The 26,449-nt window shown below is 38.6% G+C and carries 25 protein-coding genes; 16 read left to right on the top strand and 9 right to left on the bottom strand.

Annotation, left to right across the window (positions count from 1 at the left end; genetic code table 11):
- The first annotated feature begins 247 nt into the window (after nucleotides 1–247).
- The 12 genes from BAU17_RS04765 (at nucleotide 248) to BAU17_RS04710 (ending at nucleotide 11,955) form a co-directional block, all read left to right on the top strand.
- A complete protein-coding gene (locus BAU17_RS04765; RefSeq protein WP_161901680.1) occupies nucleotides 248–1,168 on the top strand; it encodes a peptidase U32 family protein in 921 nt (306 codons plus the stop codon).
- A 12-nt stretch (nucleotides 1,169–1,180) separates the two neighbouring features.
- Entirely contained in the window at nucleotides 1,181–2,422 is a 1,242-nt protein-coding gene (locus tag BAU17_RS04760) for a peptidase U32 family protein (protein ID WP_161901679.1), read from the top strand.
- A gap of 84 nt (nucleotides 2,423–2,506) precedes the next feature.
- Nucleotides 2,507–2,758: a hypothetical protein gene (locus BAU17_RS04755; protein ID WP_161901678.1), complete on the top strand. Its 252-nt coding sequence runs from the start codon at nucleotides 2,507–2,509 to the stop codon at nucleotides 2,756–2,758.
- 11 nt (nucleotides 2,759–2,769) lie between these two features.
- The gene (locus BAU17_RS04750) at nucleotides 2,770–3,222 is read left to right on the top strand and encodes a GNAT family N-acetyltransferase (RefSeq protein ID WP_161901677.1); all 453 of its coding nucleotides are present in this window, start codon (nucleotides 2,770–2,772) and stop codon (nucleotides 3,220–3,222) included.
- A 57-nt stretch (nucleotides 3,223–3,279) separates the two neighbouring features.
- Entirely contained in the window at nucleotides 3,280–4,623 is a 1,344-nt protein-coding gene (gor, locus tag BAU17_RS04745; protein ID WP_161901676.1) for a glutathione-disulfide reductase, read from the top strand.
- A gap of 169 nt (nucleotides 4,624–4,792) precedes the next feature.
- On the top strand, nucleotides 4,793–6,058 hold the full coding sequence (locus BAU17_RS04740) for a PTS sugar transporter subunit IIC (protein WP_161901675.1): 1,266 nt from the start codon (nucleotides 4,793–4,795) through the stop codon (nucleotides 6,056–6,058).
- A gap of 18 nt (nucleotides 6,059–6,076) precedes the next feature.
- A complete protein-coding gene (locus BAU17_RS04735; protein ID WP_161901674.1) occupies nucleotides 6,077–6,901 on the top strand; it encodes a tyrosine-protein phosphatase in 825 nt (274 codons plus the stop codon).
- A 50-nt stretch (nucleotides 6,902–6,951) separates the two neighbouring features.
- Nucleotides 6,952–7,728, top strand: coding sequence for a MurR/RpiR family transcriptional regulator (locus tag BAU17_RS04730; RefSeq protein ID WP_161901673.1), 777 nt, complete (start codon nucleotides 6,952–6,954; stop codon nucleotides 7,726–7,728).
- Between the two features lie 170 nt (nucleotides 7,729–7,898).
- Entirely contained in the window at nucleotides 7,899–8,762 is an 864-nt protein-coding gene (locus BAU17_RS04725; RefSeq protein WP_161901672.1) for an SAM hydrolase/SAM-dependent halogenase family protein, read from the top strand.
- Nucleotides 8,763–8,764: 2 nt separating this feature from the next.
- A complete protein-coding gene (locus BAU17_RS04720) occupies nucleotides 8,765–9,313 on the top strand; it encodes an ECF-type riboflavin transporter substrate-binding protein (protein ID WP_161901671.1) in 549 nt (182 codons plus the stop codon).
- A gap of 111 nt (nucleotides 9,314–9,424) precedes the next feature.
- Nucleotides 9,425–11,128 carry an ABC transporter ATP-binding protein gene (locus tag BAU17_RS04715; RefSeq protein ID WP_161901670.1) on the top strand — a complete coding sequence of 568 codons (1,704 nt, stop codon included), beginning with the start codon at nucleotides 9,425–9,427 and terminating at the stop codon, nucleotides 11,126–11,128.
- Nucleotides 11,125–11,955, top strand: a complete 831-nt coding sequence (locus BAU17_RS04710; protein ID WP_161901669.1) for an energy-coupling factor transporter transmembrane component T family protein — start codon at nucleotides 11,125–11,127, stop codon at nucleotides 11,953–11,955. Before BAU17_RS04715 ends, BAU17_RS04710 begins: the two co-directional genes overlap by 4 nt.
- Nucleotides 11,956–11,970: 15 nt before the next feature.
- Here BAU17_RS04710 and BAU17_RS04705 read toward each other — a convergent pair whose 3' ends face one another.
- The 6 genes from BAU17_RS04705 to BAU17_RS04685 all read right to left on the bottom strand — a co-directional run bounded on the left by BAU17_RS04705 (nucleotide 11,971) and on the right by BAU17_RS04685 (nucleotide 16,342).
- On the bottom strand, nucleotides 11,971–12,132 hold the full coding sequence (locus BAU17_RS04705) for a hypothetical protein (protein WP_161901668.1): 162 nt from the start codon (nucleotides 12,130–12,132) through the stop codon (nucleotides 11,971–11,973).
- 9 nt (nucleotides 12,133–12,141) lie between these two features.
- Complete coding sequence (locus tag BAU17_RS14285) at nucleotides 12,142–12,270, bottom strand: hypothetical protein (RefSeq protein WP_272927943.1); 129 nt, start codon at nucleotides 12,268–12,270, stop codon at nucleotides 12,142–12,144.
- A gap of 28 nt (nucleotides 12,271–12,298) precedes the next feature.
- Nucleotides 12,299–13,285: a polyprenyl synthetase family protein gene (locus tag BAU17_RS04700; RefSeq protein ID WP_161901667.1), complete on the bottom strand. Its 987-nt coding sequence runs from the start codon at nucleotides 13,283–13,285 to the stop codon at nucleotides 12,299–12,301.
- Between the two features lie 19 nt (nucleotides 13,286–13,304).
- Nucleotides 13,305–13,859, bottom strand: a complete 555-nt coding sequence (locus BAU17_RS04695) for a Gx transporter family protein (RefSeq protein WP_161901666.1) — start codon at nucleotides 13,857–13,859, stop codon at nucleotides 13,305–13,307.
- An 11-nt stretch (nucleotides 13,860–13,870) separates the two neighbouring features.
- Nucleotides 13,871–14,287: a NusG domain II-containing protein gene (locus tag BAU17_RS04690; RefSeq protein WP_161901665.1), complete on the bottom strand. Its 417-nt coding sequence runs from the start codon at nucleotides 14,285–14,287 to the stop codon at nucleotides 13,871–13,873.
- A gap of 117 nt (nucleotides 14,288–14,404) precedes the next feature.
- Nucleotides 14,405–16,342, bottom strand: a complete 1,938-nt coding sequence (locus BAU17_RS04685) for an NAD(P)/FAD-dependent oxidoreductase (RefSeq protein WP_161901664.1) — start codon at nucleotides 16,340–16,342, stop codon at nucleotides 14,405–14,407.
- Nucleotides 16,343–16,591: 249 nt separating this feature from the next.
- Between BAU17_RS04685 and pplA the strand changes: the two genes are divergently transcribed.
- The 3 genes from pplA (at nucleotide 16,592) to menA (ending at nucleotide 19,704) form a co-directional block, all read left to right on the top strand.
- Nucleotides 16,592–17,524: an extracellular electron transfer flavoprotein PplA gene (gene pplA, locus BAU17_RS04680; protein ID WP_161901663.1), complete on the top strand. Its 933-nt coding sequence runs from the start codon at nucleotides 16,592–16,594 to the stop codon at nucleotides 17,522–17,524.
- Between the two features lie 117 nt (nucleotides 17,525–17,641).
- On the top strand, nucleotides 17,642–18,763 hold the full coding sequence (locus BAU17_RS04675) for an FAD:protein FMN transferase (RefSeq protein WP_161901662.1): 1,122 nt from the start codon (nucleotides 17,642–17,644) through the stop codon (nucleotides 18,761–18,763).
- Entirely contained in the window at nucleotides 18,760–19,704 is a 945-nt protein-coding gene (gene menA, locus BAU17_RS04670) for a 1,4-dihydroxy-2-naphthoate polyprenyltransferase (RefSeq protein ID WP_161901661.1), read from the top strand. The genes BAU17_RS04675 and menA overlap by 4 nt, the downstream gene beginning before the upstream one ends.
- 43 nt (nucleotides 19,705–19,747) lie before the next feature.
- On the opposite strand, the gene BAU17_RS04665 is transcribed toward menA, so the two are convergent.
- From BAU17_RS04665 to BAU17_RS04655, 3 genes are read right to left on the bottom strand one after another with little or no spacing between them, the layout of a single operon-like run.
- Nucleotides 19,748–20,704 (bottom strand): biotin--[acetyl-CoA-carboxylase] ligase, encoded by a 957-nt coding sequence (locus tag BAU17_RS04665; protein WP_161901660.1) that lies wholly within the window; start codon nucleotides 20,702–20,704, stop codon nucleotides 19,748–19,750.
- A 29-nt stretch (nucleotides 20,705–20,733) separates the two neighbouring features.
- Nucleotides 20,734–21,081 (bottom strand): hypothetical protein, encoded by a 348-nt coding sequence (locus BAU17_RS04660; protein ID WP_161901659.1) that lies wholly within the window; start codon nucleotides 21,079–21,081, stop codon nucleotides 20,734–20,736.
- Nucleotides 21,059–22,384 carry a DUF1576 domain-containing protein gene (locus BAU17_RS04655; protein WP_161901658.1) on the bottom strand — a complete coding sequence of 442 codons (1,326 nt, stop codon included), beginning with the start codon at nucleotides 22,382–22,384 and terminating at the stop codon, nucleotides 21,059–21,061. The genes BAU17_RS04660 and BAU17_RS04655 overlap by 23 nt, the downstream gene beginning before the upstream one ends.
- A 377-nt stretch (nucleotides 22,385–22,761) precedes the next feature.
- Between BAU17_RS04655 and rpoB the strand changes: the two genes are divergently transcribed.
- Nucleotides 22,762–26,376 (top strand): DNA-directed RNA polymerase subunit beta, encoded by a 3,615-nt coding sequence (gene rpoB, locus BAU17_RS04650; protein ID WP_161901657.1) that lies wholly within the window; start codon nucleotides 22,762–22,764, stop codon nucleotides 26,374–26,376.
- Nucleotides 26,377–26,449: the final 73 nt, after the last annotated feature.

The following is a 26,449-nucleotide window of genomic DNA, read 5'->3' as shown; positions in this document are numbered from 1 at the left end:
TATATAGGGGTAATTACGTACAAAATTCATTATTTTAGCAATTAAAATCAAATGGTTACTTATTTTAAGCAAAAATAATTTGTGAAATAAAAGTCTTTATACTCTATTTGTTAGTGAATAAAACTACAAAATGTGTTGGAAAACTATTTCTCTTGTGATAATATGAATAAGTCGCAAGAATGTCAGTTCCAGGCAATACTTACAGAAAAGGAACGATATCCTTCAGTAAAATCAAGGAGGAAACAATATGATTGAACTAATTGCAACAGTTGAATCAATTACACAAGCGAAAAAAATCATCCCAATTGTAGATACTATTTTCTTTGGAGAAGAACGGTTTGGGCTGCGTTTGCCATCTTCTTTTTCACGAGCAGAGCAAAAAGAATTAGTCACACTGGCTCATCAAGCGGGGAAACAAGTAATGGTTGCCGTGAACGGCTTAATGCATCCTGAAAAAATGAAAGAAATCCCTGAATATTTAACCTTTTTACATGAAATTGGTGTCGATAAAATTTCAGTTGGGGACGCGGGTGTGGTCTATGTCTTGAATCAACATCCTGAATGGCAGTTGCCATTTGTTTATGATGGTGAAACGTTAGTAACTAGTGCTCGTCAAATTAATTTTTGGGCAAAAAAAGGGGCATCGGGCGCCGTTTTAGCACGAGAAGTTCCATTTGAAGAGATGAAGGAATTATGTAAGACGGTGGATGTACCAGTGGAAGTGCTGGTTTATGGAGCTACCTGTATTCATCAATCAAAGCGACCATTACTACAAAATTATTATAATTTTACCCAACAAGAAGAAGATAAGAGCAAGGAACGTGGCTTATTCTTATCTGAACCGAAAAAAGATCATACACATTATTCTATTTATGAAGATTTACATGGTACGCATATTTTTGCGAATAACGATATTTGCTTGCTTAAAGAGTTAGCGGAATTGTCACAAGTAGGTTATCAAACTTGGAAATTAGATGGTCTTTTTACGTCAGGTGATGCATTTGTCGCCATTGCAAAAATATATGATGAAGCAAGACAACTGATTGCACAAAACAAATGGTCCGAAGATGCAGTAAATGCATTGTATGAAAAAGTACAAACCAACCATCCAGAAAAACGTGGACTAGATACTGGTTTCTACTATATTGATCCAAATAAAATTAAGTAAGGAGCAATTCAAATGACGGTCAAACAAGCATTAAAACGTCCTGAGGTCTTGGCTCCAGCTGGGACATTAGAAAAATTAAAAACAGCGATTCATTATGGCGCTGATGCGGTTTATATTGGCGGTAATGCCTTTGGACTACGTAGCCGTGCTGGGAATTTTACGTATGAACAAATGGCAGAAGGTGTTGCTTTTGCGAAAGCACATGATGCTAAGGTGTATGTGGCGGCGAATATGGTGACACATGAACAAAATCAAGCCGGCGCAGGCGATTTTTTTCGTCAATTGCGTGATGTGGGCATTTCAGCCGTGATAGTCTCCGATCCGGCGTTAATTGAAATTTGTGCCACGGAAGCGCCCGGCTTGCCGATTCATTTATCGACCCAAGCATCGGCGACAAATTTTGAAACTCTTGAATTTTGGAAAGAAGAAGGGTTGGAGCGTGTGGTTTTGGCACGTGAAGTATCAATGGCAGAAGTGGCAGAAATTCGCAAAAATACAGATGTTGAGATTGAGGCCTTTATTCACGGTGCGATGTGTATTTCTTATTCAGGACGTTGTACCTTGTCCAATCATATGTCGATGCGCGATGCGAACCGTGGCGGTTGTTCGCAATCATGTCGTTGGAAGTATGATTTATACGATATGCCTTTTGGCAGTGAACGCCGAAGTCTGACTGAAAACGGGGCAGTAGCGGAAGAATTTTCCATGAGTGCAGTGGATATGTCAATGATTGAACATATTCCTGATTTAATTCAAAATGGCGTAGATAGTTTTAAAATCGAAGGACGAATGAAGTCTATCCACTATGTGTCGACTGTTGCGAACGTTTATAAAGCCGCAGTGGATAGTTATATGGCAGATCCTGACAATTATGTCTGCAAACAAGAATGGAAAGATGAGTTGTGGAAAGTAGCCCAACGTGAATTAGCCACAGGGTTTTATTACAATACCCCATCAGAAAATGAGCAATTATTTGGTGAACGCCGCAAAATTCCACAATATAAATTTATCGGAGAAGTTCTGGCTTATGATGAAGAGACGCAAATCGCCACGATTCGTCAACGCAACCTGTTTGAAGTGGGCGATGAAATTGAGTTTTATGGTCCAAACTTCCATCATTTTGAACAAACAGTGGAAGTGATGCACGATGAAGAAGGAATAAGCATTGATCGTGCACCTAATCCAATGATGATTGTTACTATGCCAGTTGTTGAACCTGTACAAGTTGGCGATATGATTCGTAAGAAAAAATAAATGAAAGCTAAAGTCAGAAATTTGGCTTTAGCTTTTTTCTCTTGATTATTTGTTGTATGATGAGGAAAAACGGAGGCGAGTTTCATGCTACCATCTATGTCACCTATCTTGACGTTTGCGTTTGCAGGTCTTACTTTTTGTGGGATATTGTTGCTATTTAGTGTGTTCCTAAAAATTTCTGGTGGACGTTTTTGGTCATTACCTTTTTCGTTATTTGTAGACAAAGAAAGAGAGGAAGCGATTGGCTCCCAGATACGATTGTTTATTTTAAAATATATTCCATTACCATTTTTTTGTTTTTTATTGTTATTTTTTTATTTGATGTGGCAAAGATAGGAGCTGTTGAAATGAAGATTCAACAAACAACCCAAGTGACCGCTGAACATTATGAGCTATTATTAGAGGCGGATCCAGAGAAACAATTGGTCGATGATTACTTGCAAAAAGGAAGACTATTGGAAGCACGCCAAGCCGACGATTTATTAGGAGTGCTCGTGTTATTACCAACACGACCTGCAACAATTGAAATTGTAAATGTGGCGGTTTCTGTGCAACATAGAGGAAAGAAAATTGCGCAAACGCTCATTCATGAAGCGTTGCAAGAAGCAAAAAAATTAGGTTATCAAACGGTGGAAATTGGCACTGGTAGTACTGGGGTTGAACAGTTATATTTGTACCAAAAATGTGGTTTTCGCATGACTCATATTGATCGTGATTTTTTTGTCCGGCATTATTCAGAACCGATTATAGAAAATGGCTTGCTTCTACGTGATATGGTACGTTTGTCGCAAGATGTCTGAAATTCTTGACGAATGAAAGTCGGAATGATAGCTTGAAGAAAAGAAAGGGGAATAGATGTGAAAACATTTGATTATATTGTTATTGGTGGAGGCAGTGGCGGGATTGCTTCAGCAAACCGCGCCGGTATGCACGGTGCCAAAGTGTTATTAATTGAAGGGAACGAACTTGGTGGCACGTGTGTTAACGTAGGTTGCGTACCCAAAAAAGTGATGTGGCAAGCAAGCGAGATGCTAGAAATGATTCAGCGCGATGCAGCGAGCTACGGGATTTATGCACAAGTGGATAACTTTAATTTTACAGAGCTTGTGGATAAACGTGAGAAATATATTGAATTTTTACATGGGGCATACCAACGAGGCCTTGATAGCAATAAGGTTGAGGTGATTAAAGGTTATGCACAGTTTGTGGATAACCATACAGTAGAAGTTGCGGGTGAAAAATTCACCGCACCAAATATTTTAATTGCGACTGGTGGACAACCAAGTAGTTTGGCTATTCCTGGCGGAGAATATGCGATTGATTCAAATGGTTTCTTTGAATTAACGGAAGCGCCGACACATATGATTGTTCTCGGTGCAGGTTATATTGCAGCTGAAATTGCTGGCGTTGTGCATGGATTAGGGACGAAAGTATCTTGGGCATTTCGTAAAGAACGTCCGCTACGTAGTTTTGACCATATGTTGTCAGATAATTTAGTTGAGATTTATCAAGAAGCAGGGATTAATACCTATGCTAATTACGTACCAGCTAAAATTGAGAAGCATGGAAATGAGTACACCGTAACATTTGAAAATGGCGAGACATTGACCAGTGATTGCATTTTATTTGCCGGTGGTCGTACACCGAATGTGGCTAAATTAGGCTTGGATAAAACAGATGTGACACTGAATGAGGCAGGTTTTGTCCAAGTTGATAAATTCCAAAATACCACTGCGCAAGGGATTTATGCTGTCGGTGATGTGATTGGAAAAATCGAGTTGACACCCGTTGCAATTGCAGCAGGACGCCGTTTGTCAGAACGTTTATTCAATGGAAAAACCGAGCTGTACTTAGATTATAATCTAGTACCCACTGTCGTCTTTACGCATCCACCAATTGCTACAATTGGTTTATCGGAAGAAGAAGCTATTGCAACCTATGGCGATGATGTAAAAGTGTATCGTTCGCGTTTTACACCAATGTATTTTGCGTTAAATGACTATCGACAAAAATGCGAGATGAAACTAATATGTCTAGGTAAAGAAGAAAAAATTATCGGTTTACATGGTATCGGTATAGGTGTAGATGAAATGTTGCAAGGTTTTGCAGTCGCAATTAAAATGGGTGCAACCAAAGCTGATTTTGATGACACCGTAGCGATTCATCCAACAGGTGCAGAAGAATTTGTTACGATGCGGTAGTAGATAAGTGCTAGGAGCGAGGCTCTTAGCGCTTTTTTATTTGGAAACAGTTTTACAAGATGGAAACTATTTCTTTCTGGTAAAATCGAGGATAACTCCGTTGTAAGCGTTGTCTTTGTTTTTGAATCCGAGTATCTTAGAGCTAGATTAAATATAAGGAGGAATAAATATGTCATTCAATCAAACGAAATTCACCGATGTACTTCAACGAGTGATGGGCAAGTTTTCATCGAATCCATTCATTATGTCGATTGCAAATGGAATGATTAAAATTTTACCAATTACAATGGTCGGCTCCATTTGTGCTATTTTGTCGAATTTAGGTATTCCAGCGTATCAGAATTTTATTGATGAGTTAGGAATTACTCCGATGATTAAAATCGGGACAACAATGACGACCAATTTAATTTCAATTTATGTGTTAGTGGCACTTTCTTATGAAATGGCCCAAATATTAAAAAGCCATGCTATTTCATCTGTACTTATTTCAATTATGAGTTTTTTTATTGTGACGCCATTAGGTAATTTTGAAGTGGAAGAGAATGTTGTCAGTGCAATTGATATTTCTTATCTAGGTTCGAAAGGAATGTTCGTTGCTATGATTGTAGCGTTAGGTGCAACATGGCTGTATCATTTTCTAACAGAAAAAAATATCACGATTAAATTGCCGGATAACGTTCCACCTAGTGTCTCTAATTCGTTTACCGCTTTAATTCCAGCTATTCTGATTGGTGCGCTTGCTTTGGTATTATCAGGGCTCTTAACGGCAACTTCTTATGGAAATATTCATGATTTTATTTACACCATTCTACAAGAGCCGTTACAGTATTTAGGTGGTTCGATTTGGGCATTGTTATTCTTAATGTTTTTCTCAGAAGTATTGTGGTTTTTCGGCATTCATGGTAGCTTAGCGACATCCGCTATTTTGTATGCCTTGTATCAACCTTTAGAAATTCAAAATCTAGCGGCTTTTTCAGCGGGTGAAGACTTACCGAATATTTTAACTATGACGTTTATTAATACGTTAAAAGGACCACGCCATTTTGCGCTTGCTTTAGTGTTGTTATTCATTTGTCGGAGCAAACACCTTAAGACTGTTGGTAAAATAGCGATTGTTCCGGGCTTCTTTGGGATTAGTGAGCCAATGAAATTTGGAATTCCGATGGTTTTAAATCCGGTCTTGTTTATTCCGATGTGTCTTGCACCAGTTATTTCGATTTCTATGGCATATTTAGCAACATTGGCAGAACTGATTCCAAGAGCGAATGGTGTAACTTTCCCTTGGAATATTCCGTTCTTTAGTGGTTTAGTGATTGGAGATTGGCGGACTGGGGTCCTACAAATCGTTCAAGTACTCGTAACAATGCTATTGTATTATCCGTTTATGAAATTCTTGGATAAGAAAAACTTAGCAGATGAAACAATAACTAATTAAAAAAGGATGCGACTGTTGATGACTGAGAAGAAAAGAAAAATTGAGTTAGAAGGTACATTTAATACGCGAGACTTAGGCGGATACCCTGTTCAGCAAGGCGGTCAGGTAGTTTGGGGACGGCTGTTTCGCTCGGATGATTTGCATTTGTTGACGGATGACGATCAAAAACATCTTGCAGAGATGGGCATCAATCTTATTATTGATTACCGAAATAAAAATGAACGCGAGAAACGACCGAATAAAGAAGTAAAAAATGCTCAAGTAGTAGTATTAGAACCAGATGATCCAATCGCAGCGATAGCAAGTGCCGATATTAAAACGGACCGATCAAAAATTGATGCGCTCATTCAAATGGAAGCACAAGGGAAATTAGATGTCGATAAAGACCAATTGTTAGAAAGTATACTTGGTTATGTTAATAATGAACGTTCACAAAAAGTCTATGCTGAAATGTTGAAATTAATTGTTTCAACACCTGATTGTCGAGTGATTCAACATTGTCGGGGTGGCAAAGATCGAACAGGCTACGGAACAGCGTTGATTTTATTAGTGTTAGGTGTCGATGAAGAGACAATCGTCTATGATTATCTTTTGACAAATCAATACAATCAAGAACGTAATAATAAGCGATTGCAAGAGTACAAAGCATATACCTCAAATCAAGCGGTATTAGATTATTTAGCAAGTGCCATGGGGACAAGAGAAGAAGTCATCCGAGCTGCATTAGCAGAGATGAAACGAAAATCCGGGACGCCACTTGCTTATATTCAAGAATACTTAGGGATTTCAGATGAGCTGATTGCCCAGTTTCGTGAGCGCTTTATTGTGGATGATACCAATTAACTTGAATTTTTTGCAAGAACTCTCTATGATGAAATAAAAGGAGTTCGCTTATGAATCTTGAACAACGAATAATTGATTGTCAAGCCAATCTCAATTTCAATGAACAGCAAGCTAGTAAATGGCTGTATCAAAACAAACAACGATTAACTGACTATGCGATGACAGATATTGCTGAACAGATTCATATGTCTAAATCGTTCGTTTCGAAGTTAATGAAAAAATTAGGCTATTCAAGTTTTGCTGAATTTAAGGTCGAGTTAAAAAATGAGCAAGAAGCAAATAAACAAGAACCACTGGAACTTATCGATATTCAAAAAAAGGATTTGTCGGAAACCGAACGGCTATTGCGTCAGACTAATTTTGAAAAGATTTTTGAATTAATCGAAGCGACAGAGATTATTTATTGCTATGGCACAGGACATACACAGCAAAACTACATGCGAGAGCTGTCACGAAACTTGATGTGTATTGGCAGTAAACGGGTGATTTATTTATCCGGAAAAAGTGAATTAGAATCAATCCTTTCAACAGCAACTGCACGTGATTGTTTGATTGTTTCATCGAACAGTGGGGAAGGAACTAGTTTGATGAAGGTGGTTGATGAGCTGTGTCTGCGTGGCGTGTCGATTATCAGTATTACTAGTTTTGCGAGCAGTCGCTTAGTACGGGTATCTGATTACAATTTGTTTTATGTATCCACGCCTTTAGTAAACCCGTTGAATCACAACCCAATTTTCTCTTTTTTACCTTTGAATTTATGTATTGATACACTTATTCGAAAATATTTGACCTATTTATCTTTCGTTAATGAAGGAAAGCAAGTGTAATCATTCGAGAGCACAAGCAAGACGAGATACTTGTCTTGCTTGTGCTTTTTTATTGAGTTTATTCCGAACATTCTCATGCTTTTTTACGGAAAACGGTATGGAGTAATTGACCAAACAAGCAGAACAATGTAGGATATTTTCATAGTTCTTTCATGAAAAGGAGGAGAAATATGGGGAAGTTTTTGGTGTTACAGACGGATTTTGGTTTAAGTGATGGTGCTGTCAGTGCGATGCATGGAGTTGGACATATGGTGAGTTCCGAAATTACGATTCATGACTTAACACACGATATACCACCATATGATATTTGGGTGGCATCGTATCGTTTGTATCAAACAGTGAAGTATTGGCCAAAAGGGACGGTATTTGTCTCTGTGGTTGACCCGGGAGTTGGAAGCGAGCGTCGTAGTATTGCTTGCAAAACGCAATCGGGACATATTATTATTACACCTGATAATGGGTCACTAACACATATTCAGCATTATGAAGGGCTAGAAGAAGTGCGCATAATCGATGAAGTCGAGAGTCGTTTGCCACACTCAGAAGAAAGTCATACATTCCATGGTCGGGATGTCTATGCGTATAATGGGGCACGTCTGGCAAGTGGTGAAATTACTTTTGCGGAGCTGGGAGACACTTTGTCGGTTACTGAAATTGAACAGTTACCGCTTGTCGAAGCTGTTCGCGAAAATCATGTATTAACTGGGAGCATTGATGTATTAGACATTCGTTTTGGTTCATTGTGGACCAATATTCCGCTAGCTTATTTACAAGCTGAAGAGATTGTCCATGGAGATTTACTACAAGTGACGATTTTCCATCAAGGGAAAAAGATTTATCAAAATATATTACAATTTGCCCGCTCGTTTGCTGATGTTCAAGTGGGAGAGCCACTTGTTTATGTTAATTCATTAGTTAATATCGGTGTAGCTGTGAATCAGGATTCATTTTCAGACTTATATCATATTGGCACGGGCATTGATTGGCAAATTCAGTTACGAAAAGCACCAAAAATACTATTTGAGGAAGTGTAACAATGAAAAAAGAATTTTCAGTGAAAACAATTGTCGCCATTGGGATTGGTTCAGCAGTTTTTGTTATTTTAGGACGATTTGCCATTATTCCAACCTTTGTTCCGAACACGAACATTGAAACAACCTATCCCTTCTTAGCATTGATGGCAGCCTTATTTGGTCCAGTACCAGCTGCACTGATTGGCTTTATTGGCCACACATTAAAAGATTTAACGTACGGCTCACCATGGTGGTCTTGGATTATTTGTTCGGCGATTGTCGGTGCAATTTATGGTTGGGCGACACGTAATCTTCACTTGGAACAAGGGGAATTTACCACCAAGGAAATGATTCACTTCAATGTGGTTCAAGTCATTGGACATGCCGTTGTTTGGGACTTGATTGCACCGACTTTGGATGTATTAATCTATAGTGAAGCTGCAAGTCGGGTTTATACGCAAGGACTGGTTTCAGCAACCGTCAATTCAATTGCTGTCGGTGTAATTGGGACACTATTGATGAAAGCTTACGCATCAACACGCACGAAAAAAGGAAGTTTAACCAAAGATTAAGTTGAGTGGGAGCAAGGAGAAATCCTGCTCCTTTTTTTGTGAGGATATCATTTTTTCATAAAATTTGATAAGATTGGAGAAAACTACATACATTTAGTTAAGGAGAAAAAAATGACAGAACCAATGATTGTATTTAACGATTTTTCGTTTCAATATGATAGTCAAGCTGAGCCAACGCTGAAAAACCTCAATCTGACAATTAATGAAGGAGAAAAAGTGTTGATTGTCGGTCCTTCAGGGAGTGGCAAGTCTACGTTTGCACATTGTATTAACGGCTTAATCCCGAATCAATACCATGGTGAAATTCATGGAGAAGCGTGGATTGCTGGAAAAAAATTACAAGAGACCTCTTTATTTGACTTGTCCTTTGTCACTGGTACCGTTTTGCAAGATACAGATGGGCAATTTATTGGCTTGACGGTTGCAGAAGATATGGCATTTGCTCTAGAAAATGATGGTGTTGCACAAGCTGAGATGCATCAACGCGTCGCACAATGGGCACAAACGGTTGATGTCGCGGAACAAACGGAAAAACGCCCGCAAGATTTATCAGGTGGACAAAAACAACGTGTCTCGATGGCGGGTGTAATGATTAATGATGCACCGATTCTTTTGTTTGATGAACCGCTAGCAAATTTGGATCCGGCAGCAGGGAAGGATGCTATCGGTTTAATTGATCGTATTCATCAGCAAACAAAAGCCACTGTGTTAATTATCGAACATCGGTTAGAAGATGCCTTGGCAAAACCAGTAGATCGGATTATTGTTTTCCAAGAAGGTCAAATTATTGCTGATGCAACGCCGGATCAGTTACTTGCTTCTTCAACGTTAGCTGAAAGTGGCATTCGCGAGCCGCTCTATGTGACTGCTTTGAAATATGCAGGCGTGAATTTAGCAACCGTCGAGCATTTGTCAGCGTTAGAACAAGTAAGCACACCAAACTTGAAGGAGCAATTGGCAGCTTGGCAACAGCCGCTAAATGAACCTATAAAAAAAGCGCAAGAGCCCTTATTTGAATTAAAAGATTTGTCTTATCGTTACCGGAAACAAGATGATTTCGTGTTAAATCGTTTGTCAACGACCTTTTATCGCGGGGAAAAGGTGAGCATTGTAGGCAAAAATGGTGCGGGCAAATCAACCTTGTTTAAAGCTTTGTGCGGCTTTGTTCGACCTGAAGGTGAGATGCGTTGGGAAAATCGTGATGTCCGTCAAGAATCGATTAAAGAGCGTGCCGATAAAATCGGTTATGTCATGCAAAATCCAAATCAAATGATTTCACAAAAAATGATTTTTGATGAAGTGGCTTTAGGCTTGCGTTTGCGAGGGGTGTCAGAAGAAGTAGTAGCTGAGCGTGTGTATCAAGTGCTAAAAGTATGTGGTTTGTATCCTTTCCGTAAATGGCCGATTGCTGCCTTGAGTTATGGGCAGAAAAAACGCGTAACGATTGCCGCTATCTTAGTGTTAGAGCCAGAAATGATTGTCTTAGATGAACCAACAGCAGGGCAAGATTTTCATAACTATACTGAAATGATGCGCTTTATTGACGAATTAAATCAATTAGGGAAAACCATTGTCATGATTACCCATGATATGCACTTAATGCTTGAATATAGTGACCGTGCGTTAGTCATCAGTGAAGGGCAAGTCTTGGCGGATACCCATCCGATTGATGTGTTAACCAATCAACAATTAGTTGCGGAAGCTTCGCTAAAAGAAACAAGTTTGTTTACTTTAGCAAATCAGGTTGGTTTAGCGGATCCTGTGGTATTCACACGTCAATTTATTCAATATGATCGGGAGGTGCGTCACGTATGAGTCAGCAAACATTAGGCTATCATCCAGGTCAAACGGTATTGCATCGGATCAATGCAACAGCTAAAATGATTTTTTTACTTTTAGCAACCGTGGCTGCTATGACGACATATGATACTCGTTATTTAGTTGTGATAGCAGTTAGTTCGTTGTTTTTATTCAAATTAGGGAATATCAAGTGGCATCAAATTTCGTTTGTTATGACATTTATTTTTTTCTTTTCGATTTTGAATGTCGTTGTCTCGTACCTATTTGAGCCTGAATACGGCGTGCGTTTGTATGAATCACGGCATGTCTTATTCAATGGTTGGGGACGATTTACAGTGACGCAAGAGGAATTATTTTACTTACTAAATTTATCGTTAAAATATGTCTGTACTATTCCCTTAGCGATTACTTTTTTATTAACAACCAATCCTAGTAATTTTGCTTCTAGCTTAAACAAACTAGGTGTTAGTTACAAAATTAGTTATGCAGTAGCACTAGCTTTACGCTATATTCCTGATATTCAAGAAGATTTCTTCAGTATCTCACAAGCGCAACAAGCTCGTGGATTAGAAATGTCGAAAAAAGGCAAGTTATCGCAGCGTATTAAAGGAATTTCACAAATTATTTTGCCATTAATTTTTTCAAGTTTGGATCGTATCGATACGATTAGTACAGCGATGGAATTACGGCGTTTTGGTCAAAAAAAGACACGTACTTGGTATACAGCAGAGCCTTATCGAACGAGTGATTATGTTGTCATTGGTTTTGGTATTTTATTATGTATGATTACGCTAGGTCTGTTTTATCTTAACGGCGGTCGTTTTTATAATCCATTTCATTAAAACAAGGCGAGGGAATTATTCCTCGCCTTGTTTTAATTGGGTGATTGTATCTTCTAATTCGGTAATTTTCCGCTCCAAGCGTTGCATGTAATAGCGGAAAATAGCGACTGTTCCACCAATCATACCGATAAATGGTAACAGTATGCGGAGCAATAAAGAAATCGTTACTTCTTCCATAGACCTCACTCATTTCTGCTTAATGGTTTGGGTAATTTGTTGGATACGTTGTTCCAATTTTTTGATATCAGAATGGACCATAACTAACATACCTGCCCAAATACTTATGCAAATGATGATAACTGCCAGAAAAGCCATCTATTTTCCTCCTAAATGGACGTATTAATTAACTTTGTCGCATTAAAATATTTTGGGTAATCGCAAATAATAGTTCTTTTGTTTGAAAAGAGGTATCTGGTAACTTTTGAATGGATTTAAGCGCTTGATTGGTATAGTCTGTGGCTAATTGTTGGGCTTTCGTTACGCCGCCTAACGTATGCACCAGTTGGTAAACTTTTTCTGCTTCTACATCTGACAATTGGTCTTTTTTATTCAAGTATGGTAGCAATTGGGAAGCATCTGTTTGTAAAGCGTAGATGACAGGTAACGAGTAAATGCCTTGTTTGACATCTTCTAAGACTGGTTTACCAATGGTGGTCGCTGTTTGGGTATAATCTAAAACGTCATCAATAATTTGGAAAGCAATTCCGATTTGATGACCAATTTCATAAGCTTTCTTTGTAAAAGTGGTACTTGCGCCGCTTTCCATCGCACCAATCGAGCAACTCAGTGCAAATAATTCGGCCGTTTTACCAGAAATATTCGCTAGGTAATCATCAATAGTGACTTCTAAGTTGTAACGATTATCCATTTGACCGAGTTCGCCAGATAGAATTTTTTCCATGCTACGCGAATTAGTTTGCAAACTTTTCATGGAACTCGCGTAGTTTGCCATAAGTTTAAAACACGAAACAAAGAGATAATCGCCTGCATAAACAGCAGTGCTATTACCGAAAGTGGAGCGAATGGAAGGTAAACTTCTACGCAAGTCAGCTTCGTCAACAATATCATCGTGAATCAAGGTAGCTGTATGCAACATTTCGATAGCTGCCGCTAGTGCGATTGCTTTTTGGCGGTCACGATCAGGGCCGAATTGTGAAAAAAGTAATTGATAAGCTGGACGCAGCAATTTTCCACCGGCTTGAATCATGTTTAAAATTGCTTCTTGTACAGGTTTATTTTTTAGTTGGATGGCATTTTCCATCATCGTCAGAGTTTGCGACAACTCTGATTGCAATTGTGGGTATTCGTCCCACATTGGATGAATGTTCATAAAAGTACTCCTTTGTTTGTCAATCCGTTTTCCATGAGACGTGGGTTTCTTCTTCATATGCAGTTTGGAAGCGACGTAAGGTGTCGACGCGTCGCAATAAATAATTGGCAGCAACTCCGATAGCAATTCCTGATAAAATACCTAGAAAAGACAAGATAGGTAGGTAAAGCATCACTGTCCACGATTGGGCAATCCAAGAAGCGGTGACTAATTGTCCCACATTATGCATAAAGCCACCCGTTGCACTAATACCAATAATGCTGACACGCTTAGGTCCTAATTGTTTCACTAAAAGCATCCCACCATAACTCAGCAAAGCACCACTCATGCTATACATAAAGGTGGAAATTGTGCCACCCAATAAAGTGGTTAAAATCAATCGCATCCAAATTAATAGAAAACTTTCTCTTTTTGGCATCGTAAATAACGCAATAATCGTAATTAAGTTAGCTAAGCCAAGTTTTGCACCCGGAGCAAAAGCAAATGGATAAGGAATCATATTTTCAATTAGGCCAATAATCACACCTTGTGCGACAAGCAGTGCGATAAAAATAATTTTTCTTAAATGATTCATATATGCGGTGTTTAGTAATCTAAATCACCGATCTCACTCCCATCTTTGGCTTGGATTTCGATTACGAGCTTATGTGGTAAACAGACGATGGTTTCGCCATGTTTAGAAGCCCAGCCTCGTCGCACACAAATTTGGTCGCCACAGTCGGCTTCTTTAATCCGAATTTGATCGTCTTTGATTTCAAGTAAATTATAATCTCCATGTGGATCTTCATAAAGAAACGTATAGGCTTCTTGTCCTTCGTATAAATCGAAAGTCCGAATTTCTTCTCCATCTACACGTAAAATCGCTTGTTTATCAGCAGTTTCAGGGATTTTTTGCATACCAAAAACAACAATTGGTAAAAAGGAGCTTAGAATTAAAAGGAACACAATAACCCCATCCCATGGTTTTAAATGGCTTTGTTTAATAAATTCTTTGACTCGCATGAGTGGTGCCCCTCCTTTGTGATTTCTCTCCTTCATTCTAGCATAAACTAGAATATCTGCCTAAAATATTTTGAAAATGGCTGGAACGAAAAGTCATGTCCCAGCCATTCATTGTATCTATTTTTGTCCGTACATTGATTTTGGTGTACCGTACCACCATTTACCTAACGTACGTTGCAACCATGGAATTACCCAACGGTCTAAGCCGACTGCACGTCCAGAACCATTCATTAACGCAAAGGCAACTGGAATGAACCAGATATTTACCCAGAAGAACATACCTGACAAGCAGAATGTTGCGACTAAAACAATGGTTGTCGCACTGAATAACCAAGTGAATAATCCAGCGATTAAAGCAAGAGCAATACCAATTTCAATAAAGACCATCATTTTTTGGAAGAACATCGCAACTTCCATATTTGGCATAAAGACTTTCATGATGCTGACAAACCAATCAGGCGCTTTTTCAATCACAGCCATTGGTTCTTCACCATAGGCATAACTTAAACCGAAGTGAGCCACTGATTCAACAGCGTTTGTTCCTGCATCAACGGCACCACTCGCTGCACTTGACGCATCAGTTCCGCTCGCCGCACTCGCCGCATCGGCAGCTGTTTGATAATCCCATGTCCAAGGGAAGACACTATCACCAACAAACCAAGAACCTTCACCAAACCATGTACTTGGTTTCAACCATTGACCGTCACCAACAATTTTCTTGAAGGCTTCTAATAACCAAGCTAATCCATAGAAAATGCGTAGTGGGACACTCCATAAAACATTACCATAACGTGAGGAATGACCGCGAGTTACGTTACGATCATCTTTAATATGGAAGAATTCATGCATCAAGTATTGGAACATGTAGTAACCGGAACGAATATCAAAGAAATATTTCAAGTTAACGATATGTTTCATGATAATTGCTAGGAAGCCACTTAGATGGATGGTATTGAATAGGTTGGCAACACCCCATTTAGAACCAATAGAAACCATGAAGCCTTGGTAATTTCCTTTAAACTTGTGTTTTTCGCCACCTTTAATATCAGACACAATGTTGCTTGCAGCTGTATGACCAGTTTGTTCAGCCGCTTGGACGATTTGTGGTGTCGGTGTATTTGGAAATTCTTCGTAAAATACTAAGTCACCGATGATATAAATCTTATTTTCTTCGTAACCTTTTGCTTCCATATATTCATTCGCAATTAAACGATTACCACGAGCTGCTTCTAAACCGAAATCAGCTGCATCTGTCGTACCTTTTACACCAGCTGTCCAAATAAGTGTATGTGTTGGAATTTCTGAACCATCTTTTAATTTGATATGGTCAGGTGCTACTTCAACGATTGGTGCATTCAGCACTAATTCAACATTTTTGGCTTTTAAGTAACGTTCAGCTTTGGCCGCATCGTTACGTCCCAACATATTTAAAATAGTTGGCATTGCTTCGACAACTTTTAAAGTAATTTCGCTAGGGTCTAATTTGAACTCTTTTGCTAAACGATCTTTCCAATCAATTAATTCACCAATCATTTCAATTCCAGTAAAACCAGAACCACAAACGATGAAAGTCAACATTGCTTTACGAACAGCCGCATCAGGTTCGATCGCTGCTTTGGCAACAGTTGCTAAGATATGCTCGCGAATTCGAACTGCGTCTTCGAATGACCATAAAGTAAAACCATTTTCTTTCACGCCAGGCGTTCCAAAGTCATTTGGTTCGCCACCCATCCCTAATACAAGGTAATCAAATGGGTAAGAACCTTGTTTTGTTGTAACAACTTTGTTCTCTTTATCAATAGCAGTAACGGTATCTGTTACTAACTGCACGTTTTTTTTGCGAGCAAATAAACGTTGTAAATCATATTGAATCGCTTCAGGTTCTACGCGCCCACCAGCAACTTCGTGAAGTTCGGTCATCATCGTATGATACGAATGGCGGTCAATCAGTGTGATGGATACGTCATTGTCTTTTTTTAGCTTCTTGGCTAAATACTTTGTAGCTGAAACACCAGAATAACCGGCGCCAACAACGACAATGTTTTTTGTAGTCATAGTAAATCTCTCCTCTAATTTTAAAAATGATAAATAATAATTACACAATCAAATTCATTATATAAGGAAATTGTTCATTTGTCTAAAGTTTTTTAAAAATTTCACAAAAAAAGATTTTCCTTGATGTATCAAGGAATCTTTTTCGATTTTTTTCTAGTAAATGGTTGACTTATTAAAAAAAATAGATACAATGTTAGATGAATCACAAACTTTGTGAACAATTTTTATAAAGAATAAGGTGGGGACGAAATGAAAGCAAAAAAATTGATGGCAGGTTTTACATTATTCGCATTTGCAGCATTACTAGGAGCATGTTCACCAGATAATGCTGGAGAATCTTCAGCAAGCAGTACTGAAGCAACGACATCAGCAGCAGAATCAAGCGAAGCAACTGAAACAAGCACTGAAGCGACACCAGGCGTTGTACTAAAAGATGGTACTTACAACTTAGAAGAAGAAAACTATAACAATGGTTACCGCGTGACTTTCTCAATTGTTGTGAAAGATGGCAAAATTGTGGAATCAAACTATGATAACGTGAATGAAGCAGGTAAATCAAAAGTTGAAGACGAAGAATACAACAAAAAAATGGAAGAAGTTGCGAAAAATTCTCCGGAAAAATACATTCCAGCATTAAATGAATCGTTACTTTCTACCCAAGACCCAGAAGCAATGGATGTTGTTACAGGCGCAACGCATAGCTTCCATTCTTTCCAAAACTATGCACAACAATTAATTCAAGCAGCACAAGCGGGTAATACAGAAACAATTAAAATTGATAATGGTGCTGATTTGAAAGATGGTACGTACACAATTGAACAAAAAAATTATAGCAATGGTTACCGTGTCGCATTCTCAATCGTTGTGAAAGATGGCAAAGTGGCTGAATCTCACTATGACAATGTGAATGAAGCAGGCGAATCTAAAACAAAAGATGCAGAATACAACAAAATGATGAAAGACAAAGCAGGTATTTCTCCAGAAGAATTTATCCCAGCATTTAACGAAGCATTGGTTGCTCAAATGAATAGTGAAGAAGCAGCTCCAGGTAATGTGGAAGTTGTCTCTGGTGCAACACATAGCTTCCATACATTTGTATTATATGCAGAACAATTAATCAATGCAGCAGAAAAAGGTGACACAACACCAATTGAAGTAGACAATTTTGTAGAAGCAAACTAATTGATTTGACGGAAAAGCGGCTGGACAATTTGTCTGGCTGTTTTTTTTGTGAAAAAACTTTTCACAAATCAAAAAACACGTTATGATGAAGAAAATGCGGATAGAAAGAGGATAATAATGAAGAAAAAAATAAGTGTACTCTTGGCAACAGTTGTCATCATGATGGGCTTGGTTGCTTGTGGGACAAAAGAAGAACAGACTGATTCAACAGAAGTGGCGGTCGCAGAAGGACTACGTCAAGAACCCTATGCACAAGAAGAATTCTTGCTAGGAACATACACCCGAATTCGTGTATATGATGAAGGTAAAAAAGATGCTTTGCAGCCAGCATTTGATCGTATTAAAGAATTAGGTGATAAAATTACCATCAATCAAGAAGGTTCGGAAATCGATGAAATTAATGCCCAGGCAGGAATTGCACCAGTCAAAGTTTCTGATGATATCTATGATTTATTAAAGCATGCGTATGCTTATAGTGAAGAGTCTGAAGGTGGCTATAATATGGTAATTGGTGCGATTACCCAATTGTGGCGGATTGGCTTTGACGATGCACGCAAGCCGAGTCAAGCAGAAATCGATGCGGCATTACCTTTACTTGACTACAAAAAAGTTTCTTTTAATGATGATGAAAAAACTGTCTATTTAGAAGAAAAAGGCATGATTATTGATTTAGGTGCAATTGCCAAAGGTTATATTGCTGATGAGGCAGCAAAAGTTTTGAAAGAACATGGCGTGACCTCAGCAATTGTTGACTTAGGCGGAAACGTATTAGTCGTTGGTCACAGTTGGCGTGGTGAAGGAGAAGATTGGAACATTGGCGTGCAAGATCCAAACAATGCACGGGGGACCATCTTAGGTTCAATTAAAGAATCGGATAAAACAGTCGTCACTTCAGGTATTTATGAACGCTTTTTAGAAGTCGATGGCGTTAAATACCATCATATTTTTGACACAAAAACGGGCTATCCCTATGATAATGACATTGCTAGTGTTTCTGTGATTACAGAAAAATCAATTGACGGTGATGGCTTAACGACTGTTATTTTTGATAAAGGTATTCAAGAAGGTCTCAACTATATTGAGCAAGAAACACCAGAAGGTACAGATGCTATTTTCGTCACAAAAGAAGGCGACGTTTATGTAACGGACGGCATTAAAGACACCTTCAAATTAGATGAAAATTCTGGGTATAAAATGGCAGACCGTAGCAAATTAGCGCAAACTGAGGAATCGAAATGACACTGAAAACTTTTTTAGAAGTAGTTGAAATCCGCACAAAAGTCGCTAGCCTGTTTCCTTTTATTATGGGTGTCCTTTTTTCGATGTCTTATTTTCAGGAAGTACATTGGGGATATACGGCATTGTTTTTCTTAGGCATGCTTATTTTTGATATGACCACCACAGCCATTAACAATTACATGGATTTTAAGAAAGCCAAATCAGAAGAATACAAATATGAACACAATGTCATTGGTAAAGAACAACTTTCACCAAAATTAGTCCAACGAATGATTCTAGGGATGCTAGCATTTACGATGCTGCTAGGTCTATTCTTAGCGTGGCAGACGGGTTGGTTGGTACTGATTATGGGTGGAGCGATGTGTTTCATTGGTGTTTTTTATACATTTGGTCCCATTCCTCTTTCTCGGATGCCATTAGGAGAAATTTTTAGTGGCGTGACAATGGGGTTAGGTATTTTTGCGATGACGATTTATTTGAATACCTTAGAACAAAAAATTTTTTATTTGGATCTTGATTTTCAAGCAGGAACTTTTGGATTAACGGGGCAACTATGGAGTGTCTTGGTGATTTTGCTTGCTTCATTGCCGCTAGTTTTCACCATTGCAAACATTATGTTGGCGAATAATTTGCGGGATTTGGAAACAGATATTAAAAATCACCGCTATACATTGGTTTATTATATTGGACGTAAACAAGGGATTTTATTATTCAAAGGGCTAATGTATAGTTGCTACTTAGTTCTTTTGTTAGGATTATTCCTGAGTCTTTATCGTTGGCCTATTTTAGTTAGTTTTTTAACATTTCCTAAAATTCATCGCAATCTACAAGAGCACGAAGCTAGTTTGCCGCATCCACGAAGTTTTGGTTATGCTATTAAAAACATGATTCTCTTCAACAGTAGCTATGCGCTAGGTTTATTCATTAGTTTATTTCTATAAAAAAAGCAAGTTCTCTTTTTTGAACAGAGAACTTGCTTTTTTGTTAGCCAATTGTTTGTAAACTAATTTCACCTGATGAAAGATTCTTCAGGCCGATGCTTGTCTCGACAAGTAATTCACCCGTATCAGAAATTTCTTTGGCGATACCAGAATACGTTACCCCTTGTTGGACAAAACTAACGGTTTTACCTAGGACAAATGATTTTTCACGATATACTTTTAAATAGCTGTTGTCAGGTAACCCATCCAATAATTCAAAAAAGTTTTGCCAAATCAACTGAATTAATTGGTTACGTGAAACTGTTGGCTTGCCATCTGGGAATAGAGAACTTGCTTTTTTCTCCAATCCATCAGGGAACGTTTCAGGGGGAATAGAAAAATTAATGCCCATACCTAAAATAACATGAGAGATTCTGCCTGCTTCAAAATCGCTAGTAGCCTCAGAAAGAATGCCACAAATTTTTTTGCCGTCTAAATAGATATCATTGACCCATTTAATATCCGTCTTACGACCAGTCACTTCATCAATTGCTAACGAAACCGCAACTGCCGCTAGTAAAGTATATTGTGGCAATTCTTCGAAGGATTGATTTGGATTCAGTAGTAAAGACATATAGATTTGTCCTTTAGGGCTGAAAAACGGCCGACCAAATCGTCCGTGTCCGCCTGTTTGTGTTTCAGCGATATACAATGCGGGCGCTTCTTGTTGATTCAAAGCAGCCAATTTGGCAACTTTCATAGTTGACTCAGTTTCATCCATGAGGAAAATATGCTCGCTCGGTAAATGAGTTTGTGCAATAGCCGTGTTTTCTAATACATCAGAGGGAAGATACTGGTAGCCATTCGCATGGCGCTGAATGATGTACCCCATTTTTTCTAATTCACGAACTGCCTTCCAAATGGCTGTCCGCGAGACGCCGATTTCTTGTGCCAGCTTTTCTCCAGAGAAAATAGCACCGCTGTGGCGTAATAATGTTAACACTTGTTGTTTTGTACTCATGATATTGCTCCTTTATGCCCTTTTTTTCGTCAATATCGTTTCCTGAAAACTTCGACCATGAGCGTATCATCGTTATACACAATATCTGCATTATCGATCATCATTCCCAGTAGTTGATAATCTTTGTCTTCGTGGAGGCTTTGGTGCCCACCGAGTAATTCATCGTAATAGTTTTCTAAATTCAAATCTCTAGGAATATTTAATTGGTCAACAAATGTGTAAATATCATCTGGAAGTTCTTCACAATGTCCTTCAATAGACGCCAAAAATCCATCTTCAGAAAAGCCTAACTCAATCGATACTTGCTCAATGTCATGTGAAAAAAAATAAGTCAATAATTCATCGACAATTCGTCTAGATTTTTCTTTTTCCAGCATGTGTTTTCCCCCTTTTTACTTGTGATATTGTATCCAATAACGGTACCATAAAAGCGGCCACAAAACCACAAGAAAATCCATTGTTATATAAATTTAATCCTCCGTGTAAATAAGTGATGTTTGAAACAAGTGTTAAATGAATAAAACCAGCTAAAATACCATAAAAAGCGCCGTAATAACCACTGATTGGCGCCAAACTTGTTCCGAAAATTGCGGACAAAATAACTGTGAATGTATCGCCCGAAAAATCAGGGGATAATTTTGAAGCGAGGACTACACCAATTAAGATGGGTAAGCTGTTTTTCCAGTGATTACCAAATGCACTAAAACCAACCACCGTTAATACGCCACCTAGAATAGGACCAGAAAAGGTACCACCCATTAATTTTACAAAACCAAATAACATAAACCCTACAATTGACATATTCATCATTGTTGCTCCGATTTCTGCAATCGCAACAAAATCAGTAACCAGTGTTCCAGAAGAAGCAAAAATTTCTTTCAATCCCTCGAAAGATTTGCGATTCAAGAAAAAGCCGATAATAAATAAGCAGCTAAATAGAACCAATAAAAAAATCACAATCATAGAATGGTAGTCCGTGGACAAAATGGAAATAGTTGAGATTTCTCCACCAAATAGGCGGTACATACTTGTGACAAACATTGCAACGATTCCGGCTGTAAAACCAACATTATAGAGTGAAAACCCTTGATGAAACAGTAAGAACTGTGAAGCAAGGGGTGGTAAGACCATGCCGACAAGAATTCCCACGATATATCCCAATGGAATGCCAATTGATAGTGGTAAGTTAGTACCAAAGGTTAGATAGCTGATAACAGGGGAGATAGAGCTACCAAACAAAGCAACCAACAAATATTGTGAGTAGGGCTTATGAACTAATTTTGCATAGCAATAAACACCAATGATAATCGGTAATGAGTTGTAGAGATTTTTACCGAAAAAAGAAAATCCTGACACGGTAAAAAAAGCGGCTATTAATGGTCCGCTAACCGTTGCACCATGTGAACGTACAACTAAGACGCTGACGAGTGTTAAGATTCCACTATTCACAAAAGCACTTCCGAAATTACCGACTGCAAAATAATCGGTTAATAAATTGCTAGGAGAGGTAAAAATACGTAGCGTTCCCTCCCATAAATTAGCAGGTGTTTCACTAAATAGGCCAATCGCGATGAGTAATAGGCTGTAAGAAATCATTAAATGATAGCGAGAAACTTGTTTTTTTAAATTAAGGTTCTTATTTTCCGTTTGTAAAATAATTGATTTTTTTTCCTTGTCCATGAGTCACTTCCTTATTTGTATTGTTCTTTAAGATAACTATATAGTGTTTTTTTGAAAGAAGTCAATTTTGAAAACTCTCTATTTGAAAAGAATAGAAGAGATGATGTATGACTGTTGACAGTCAATAGGAAACTATGTATAATAAATAGTTGCAAAAACTATCTGAAAAGCTGTGAGCAGAAACGAAATATTGTCCGTTTCGGCTTGAGAATAAGGAAAAACAAAAGTAGAACTTCAAAAAGAAGCACCTCTATTTTTGGCTTTTTTTTTGCCTTAATGCCGCAAAAAATGCTCGATGTTACTTATGTTTAATATTTGTAACTGAAATGTAATATTTGGATAGATATTTTGAAAGACTTTTTAGAGGGGTGAAGAGCTTGGCTGGACACGTAGTAAAATACGGAAAACACCGCGAGCGTAGAAGTTTCGCAAGAATCAGTGAAGTGTTGGAATTACCGAATTTGATTGAAATTCAAACAGATTCTTACCAATGGTTCTTAGATGAAGGACTAAGAGAAATGTTTGAAGACATCTTGCCAATTGATGACTTTAATGGAAACTTGTCCTTGGAATTTGTAGATTATGAGTTAAAGACACCGAAGTATACAGTGGAAGAAGCTCGTGCACATGATGCGAACTATTCGGCGCCATTACACGTAACGTTACGCTTAACAAATCGTGAAACTGGAGAAATCAAAGCACAAGAAGTATTCTTTGGCGATTTCCCATTGATGACAGAACAAGGAACATTCATTATTAATGGAGCAGAACGTGTTATTGTTTCTCAATTAGTACGTTCACCAGGTGTGTATTTCCATGGCAAAGTAGACAAAAACGGCAAAGAAGGTTTTGGTTCAACAGTCATTCCTAACCGTGGCGCATGGTTAGAAATGGAAACAGATGCGAAAGATATTTCTTATGTACGTATTGACCGCACACGTAAAATTCCATTAACTGTTTTGGTTCGTGCTTTAGGTTTCGGATCAGATGATACAATTTTTGAAATTTTTGGTGACAGCGACTCACTACGCAATACAATTGAAAAAGACTTGCACAAAAATGCAAGTGATTCTCGTACCGAAGAAGGGTTGAAAGACATTTATGAACGTCTTCGCCCGGGTGAACCAAAAACAGCAGACAGCTCTCGTAATTTGCTGAATGCACGTTTCTTTGATCCACGCCGTTATGATTTAGCAGCAGTTGGACGTTACAAAGTAAATAAAAAATTAGATTTAAAAACACGCCTATTGAACTTAACATTAGCTGAGACACTGGTTGACCCAGAAACTGGTGAAATCGTTGTTGAAAAAGGTACAGTATTAACTCATCAAGTAATGGATGATACGTTAGGTGCATATTTAGATAACGGAATTAACTCTGTTACTTACTACCCATCAGAAGATGCGGTTGTAACAGACCCAATGACTGTTCAAGTGATTAAAGTCTTTTCACCAAAAGACCCAGAACAGGAAGTAACTGTTATTGGTAATGCTTATCCAGGGACAGAAGTACGTACCGTTCGTCCTGCAGATATCATTGCTTCAATGAGCTATTTCTTAAACTTAATGGAAGGTATCGGAAACGTAGATGATATCGACCACTTAGGAAATCGTCGTATCCGTTCAGTCGGTGAGCTATTACAAAACCAATTCCGTATTGGTTTAGCTCGTATGGAACGTGTGGTACGTGAGCGTATGTCTATTCAAGACCAAGAAACAATCACACCACAACAATTAATTAACATTCGTCCAGTTGTAGCAAGCATCAAAGAATTCTTTGGTTCTTCTCAGTTATCACAGTTCATGGACCAAACCAACCCTCTAGGTGAGTTGACACACAAACGTCGTCTTTCTGCCTTAGGACCTGGTGGTTTGACTCGTGACCGTGCCGGCTATGAAGTCCGAGATGTTCATTACTCTCACTATGGTCGTATGTGTCCGATTGAAACACCTGAAGGACCAAACATTGGTTTGATTAACAGCTTGGCTTCTTATGCCAAAGTAAATAAATATGGCTTTATTGAAACACCATATCGTCGTGTCGATTGGGAAACTGGTAAAGTAACTGATAAAATTGATTATTTAACAGCTGATATCGAGGATCACTATGTTGTAGCCCAAGCAAACAGCCCGTTAAATGATGACGGTTCTTTCCAAAATGAACTTGTAATGGCACGTGCTACTTCTGAAAACTTAGAAGTAACAATTGATAAAATTGATTATATGGACGTATCTCCTAAGCAAGTAGTAGCAGTCGCGACAGCATGTATTCCTTTCTTGGAAAACGATGACTCCAACCGTGCCTTGATGGGTGCCAACATGCAGCGTCAAGCAGTACCATTGATTAACCCACAAGCTCCTTGGGTAGGAACTGGTATGGAATATAAATCAGCGCATGACTCAGGTGCTGCTTTACTATGTAAAGAGGATGGTGTCGTTGAATACGTAGATGCGTCAGAAGTACGCGTTCGTCGTAGCAATGGTGCATTGGATGTTTACTCAGTAACAAAATTCCGTCGTTCAAACTCAGGAACAAGTTACAACCAACGTCCTTTAGTTGAATTAGGTGAAAAAGTAGAAAAAGGTGACATCTTAGCTGATGGTCCATCAATGGAAAATGGCGAAATGGCATTAGGCCAAAACGTCTTAGTTGCCTTCATGACATGGGAAGGTTACAACTACGAGGATGCCGTTATCATGAGCCGTCGTCTTGTCAAAGATGATGTCTACACTTCTGTTCATATTGAAGAATACGAATCAGAAGCCCGTGATACAAAATTAGGACCTGAAGAAATCACTCGCGAAATTCCTAACGTTGGGGAAGACGCATTGAAAAACTTAGATGAAATGGGTATTATTCGCATCGGTGCGGAAGTAAAAGATGGCGATTTATTAGTAGGTAAAGTCACTCCTAAAGGGGTAACTGAACTTTCTGCTGAAGAACGTCTATTACACGCAATCTTTGGTGAAAAAGCTCGTGAAGTTCGTGATACATCTCTACGCGTGCCACATGGCGGCGGCGGAATTGTTCATGATGTCAAAATCTTTACTCGTGAAGCTGGCGATGAATTATCACCAGGCGTCAACATGCTTGTTCGTGTATATATCGTTCAAAAACGTAAAATTCACGAAGGAGATAAAATGGCGGGACGTCACGGTAATAAAGGGGTTGTCTCTCGCATTATGCCAGAAGAAGACATGCCATTCTTACCAGACGGTACACCAGTTGATATCATGTTGAATCCATTAGGGGTACCATCTCGTATGAACATCGGACAAGTATTGGAATTACACTTGGGAATGGCTGCTCGTCAGTTAGGTATCCATGTAGCAACACCAGTCTTTGATGGTGCTTCAGATGATGATGTTTGGGATACAGTCCGTGAAGCTGGGATGGCAAGTGATGCGAAAACAGTTCTTTATGACGGACGTACAGGTGAACCATTCGATGGTCGTATCTCTGTCGGCGTGATGTACATGATTAAACTTGCCCACATGGTTGATGATAAACTTCATGCTCGTTCAATTGGACCTTACTCATTAGTTACACAACAACCTCTTGGTGGTAAAGCACAATTTGGTGGACAACGTTTTGGAGAGATGGAAGTTTGGGCGCTGGAAGCTTACGGTGCAGCGTATACCTTACAAGAAATCTTGACATACAAATCAGATGATGTTGTTGGTCGTGTGAAAACTTATGAAGCAATTGTTAAAGGTGAGCCAATTCCAAAACCAGGCGTACCGGAATCATTCCGCGTATTGGTTAAAGAATTACAATCACTTGGATTGGATATGCGCGTCTTAGACATCGAAGAACAAGAAATTGAACTTCGTGATATGGATGATGACGATGATGATTTAATTACAGTAGATGCACTGACAAAATTCGCGGAACAACAAAATGCCCGTGAAGCTGAAAAAAATGCACAAAGCGGAGCGGAAAAAAAACCTGCCGATGAAGAAAATTCACCAGTAGATGCTCCATTAGATTAGACCTCAAATGTAACGATTAAACGCCTTCGTCTTATAGTTTAAGACGAGGTCTGTTTAATCATTAACTTGTTGT

The sequence above is a fragment of the Candidatus Enterococcus willemsii genome (assembly GCF_009933335.1).
GTDB lineage: Bacteria > Bacillota > Bacilli > Lactobacillales > Enterococcaceae > Enterococcus_F > Enterococcus_F willemsii.
The sequence above is the reverse complement of the archived record's forward strand: the minus strand, read 5'-3'. Positions and strand labels throughout refer to the sequence as shown.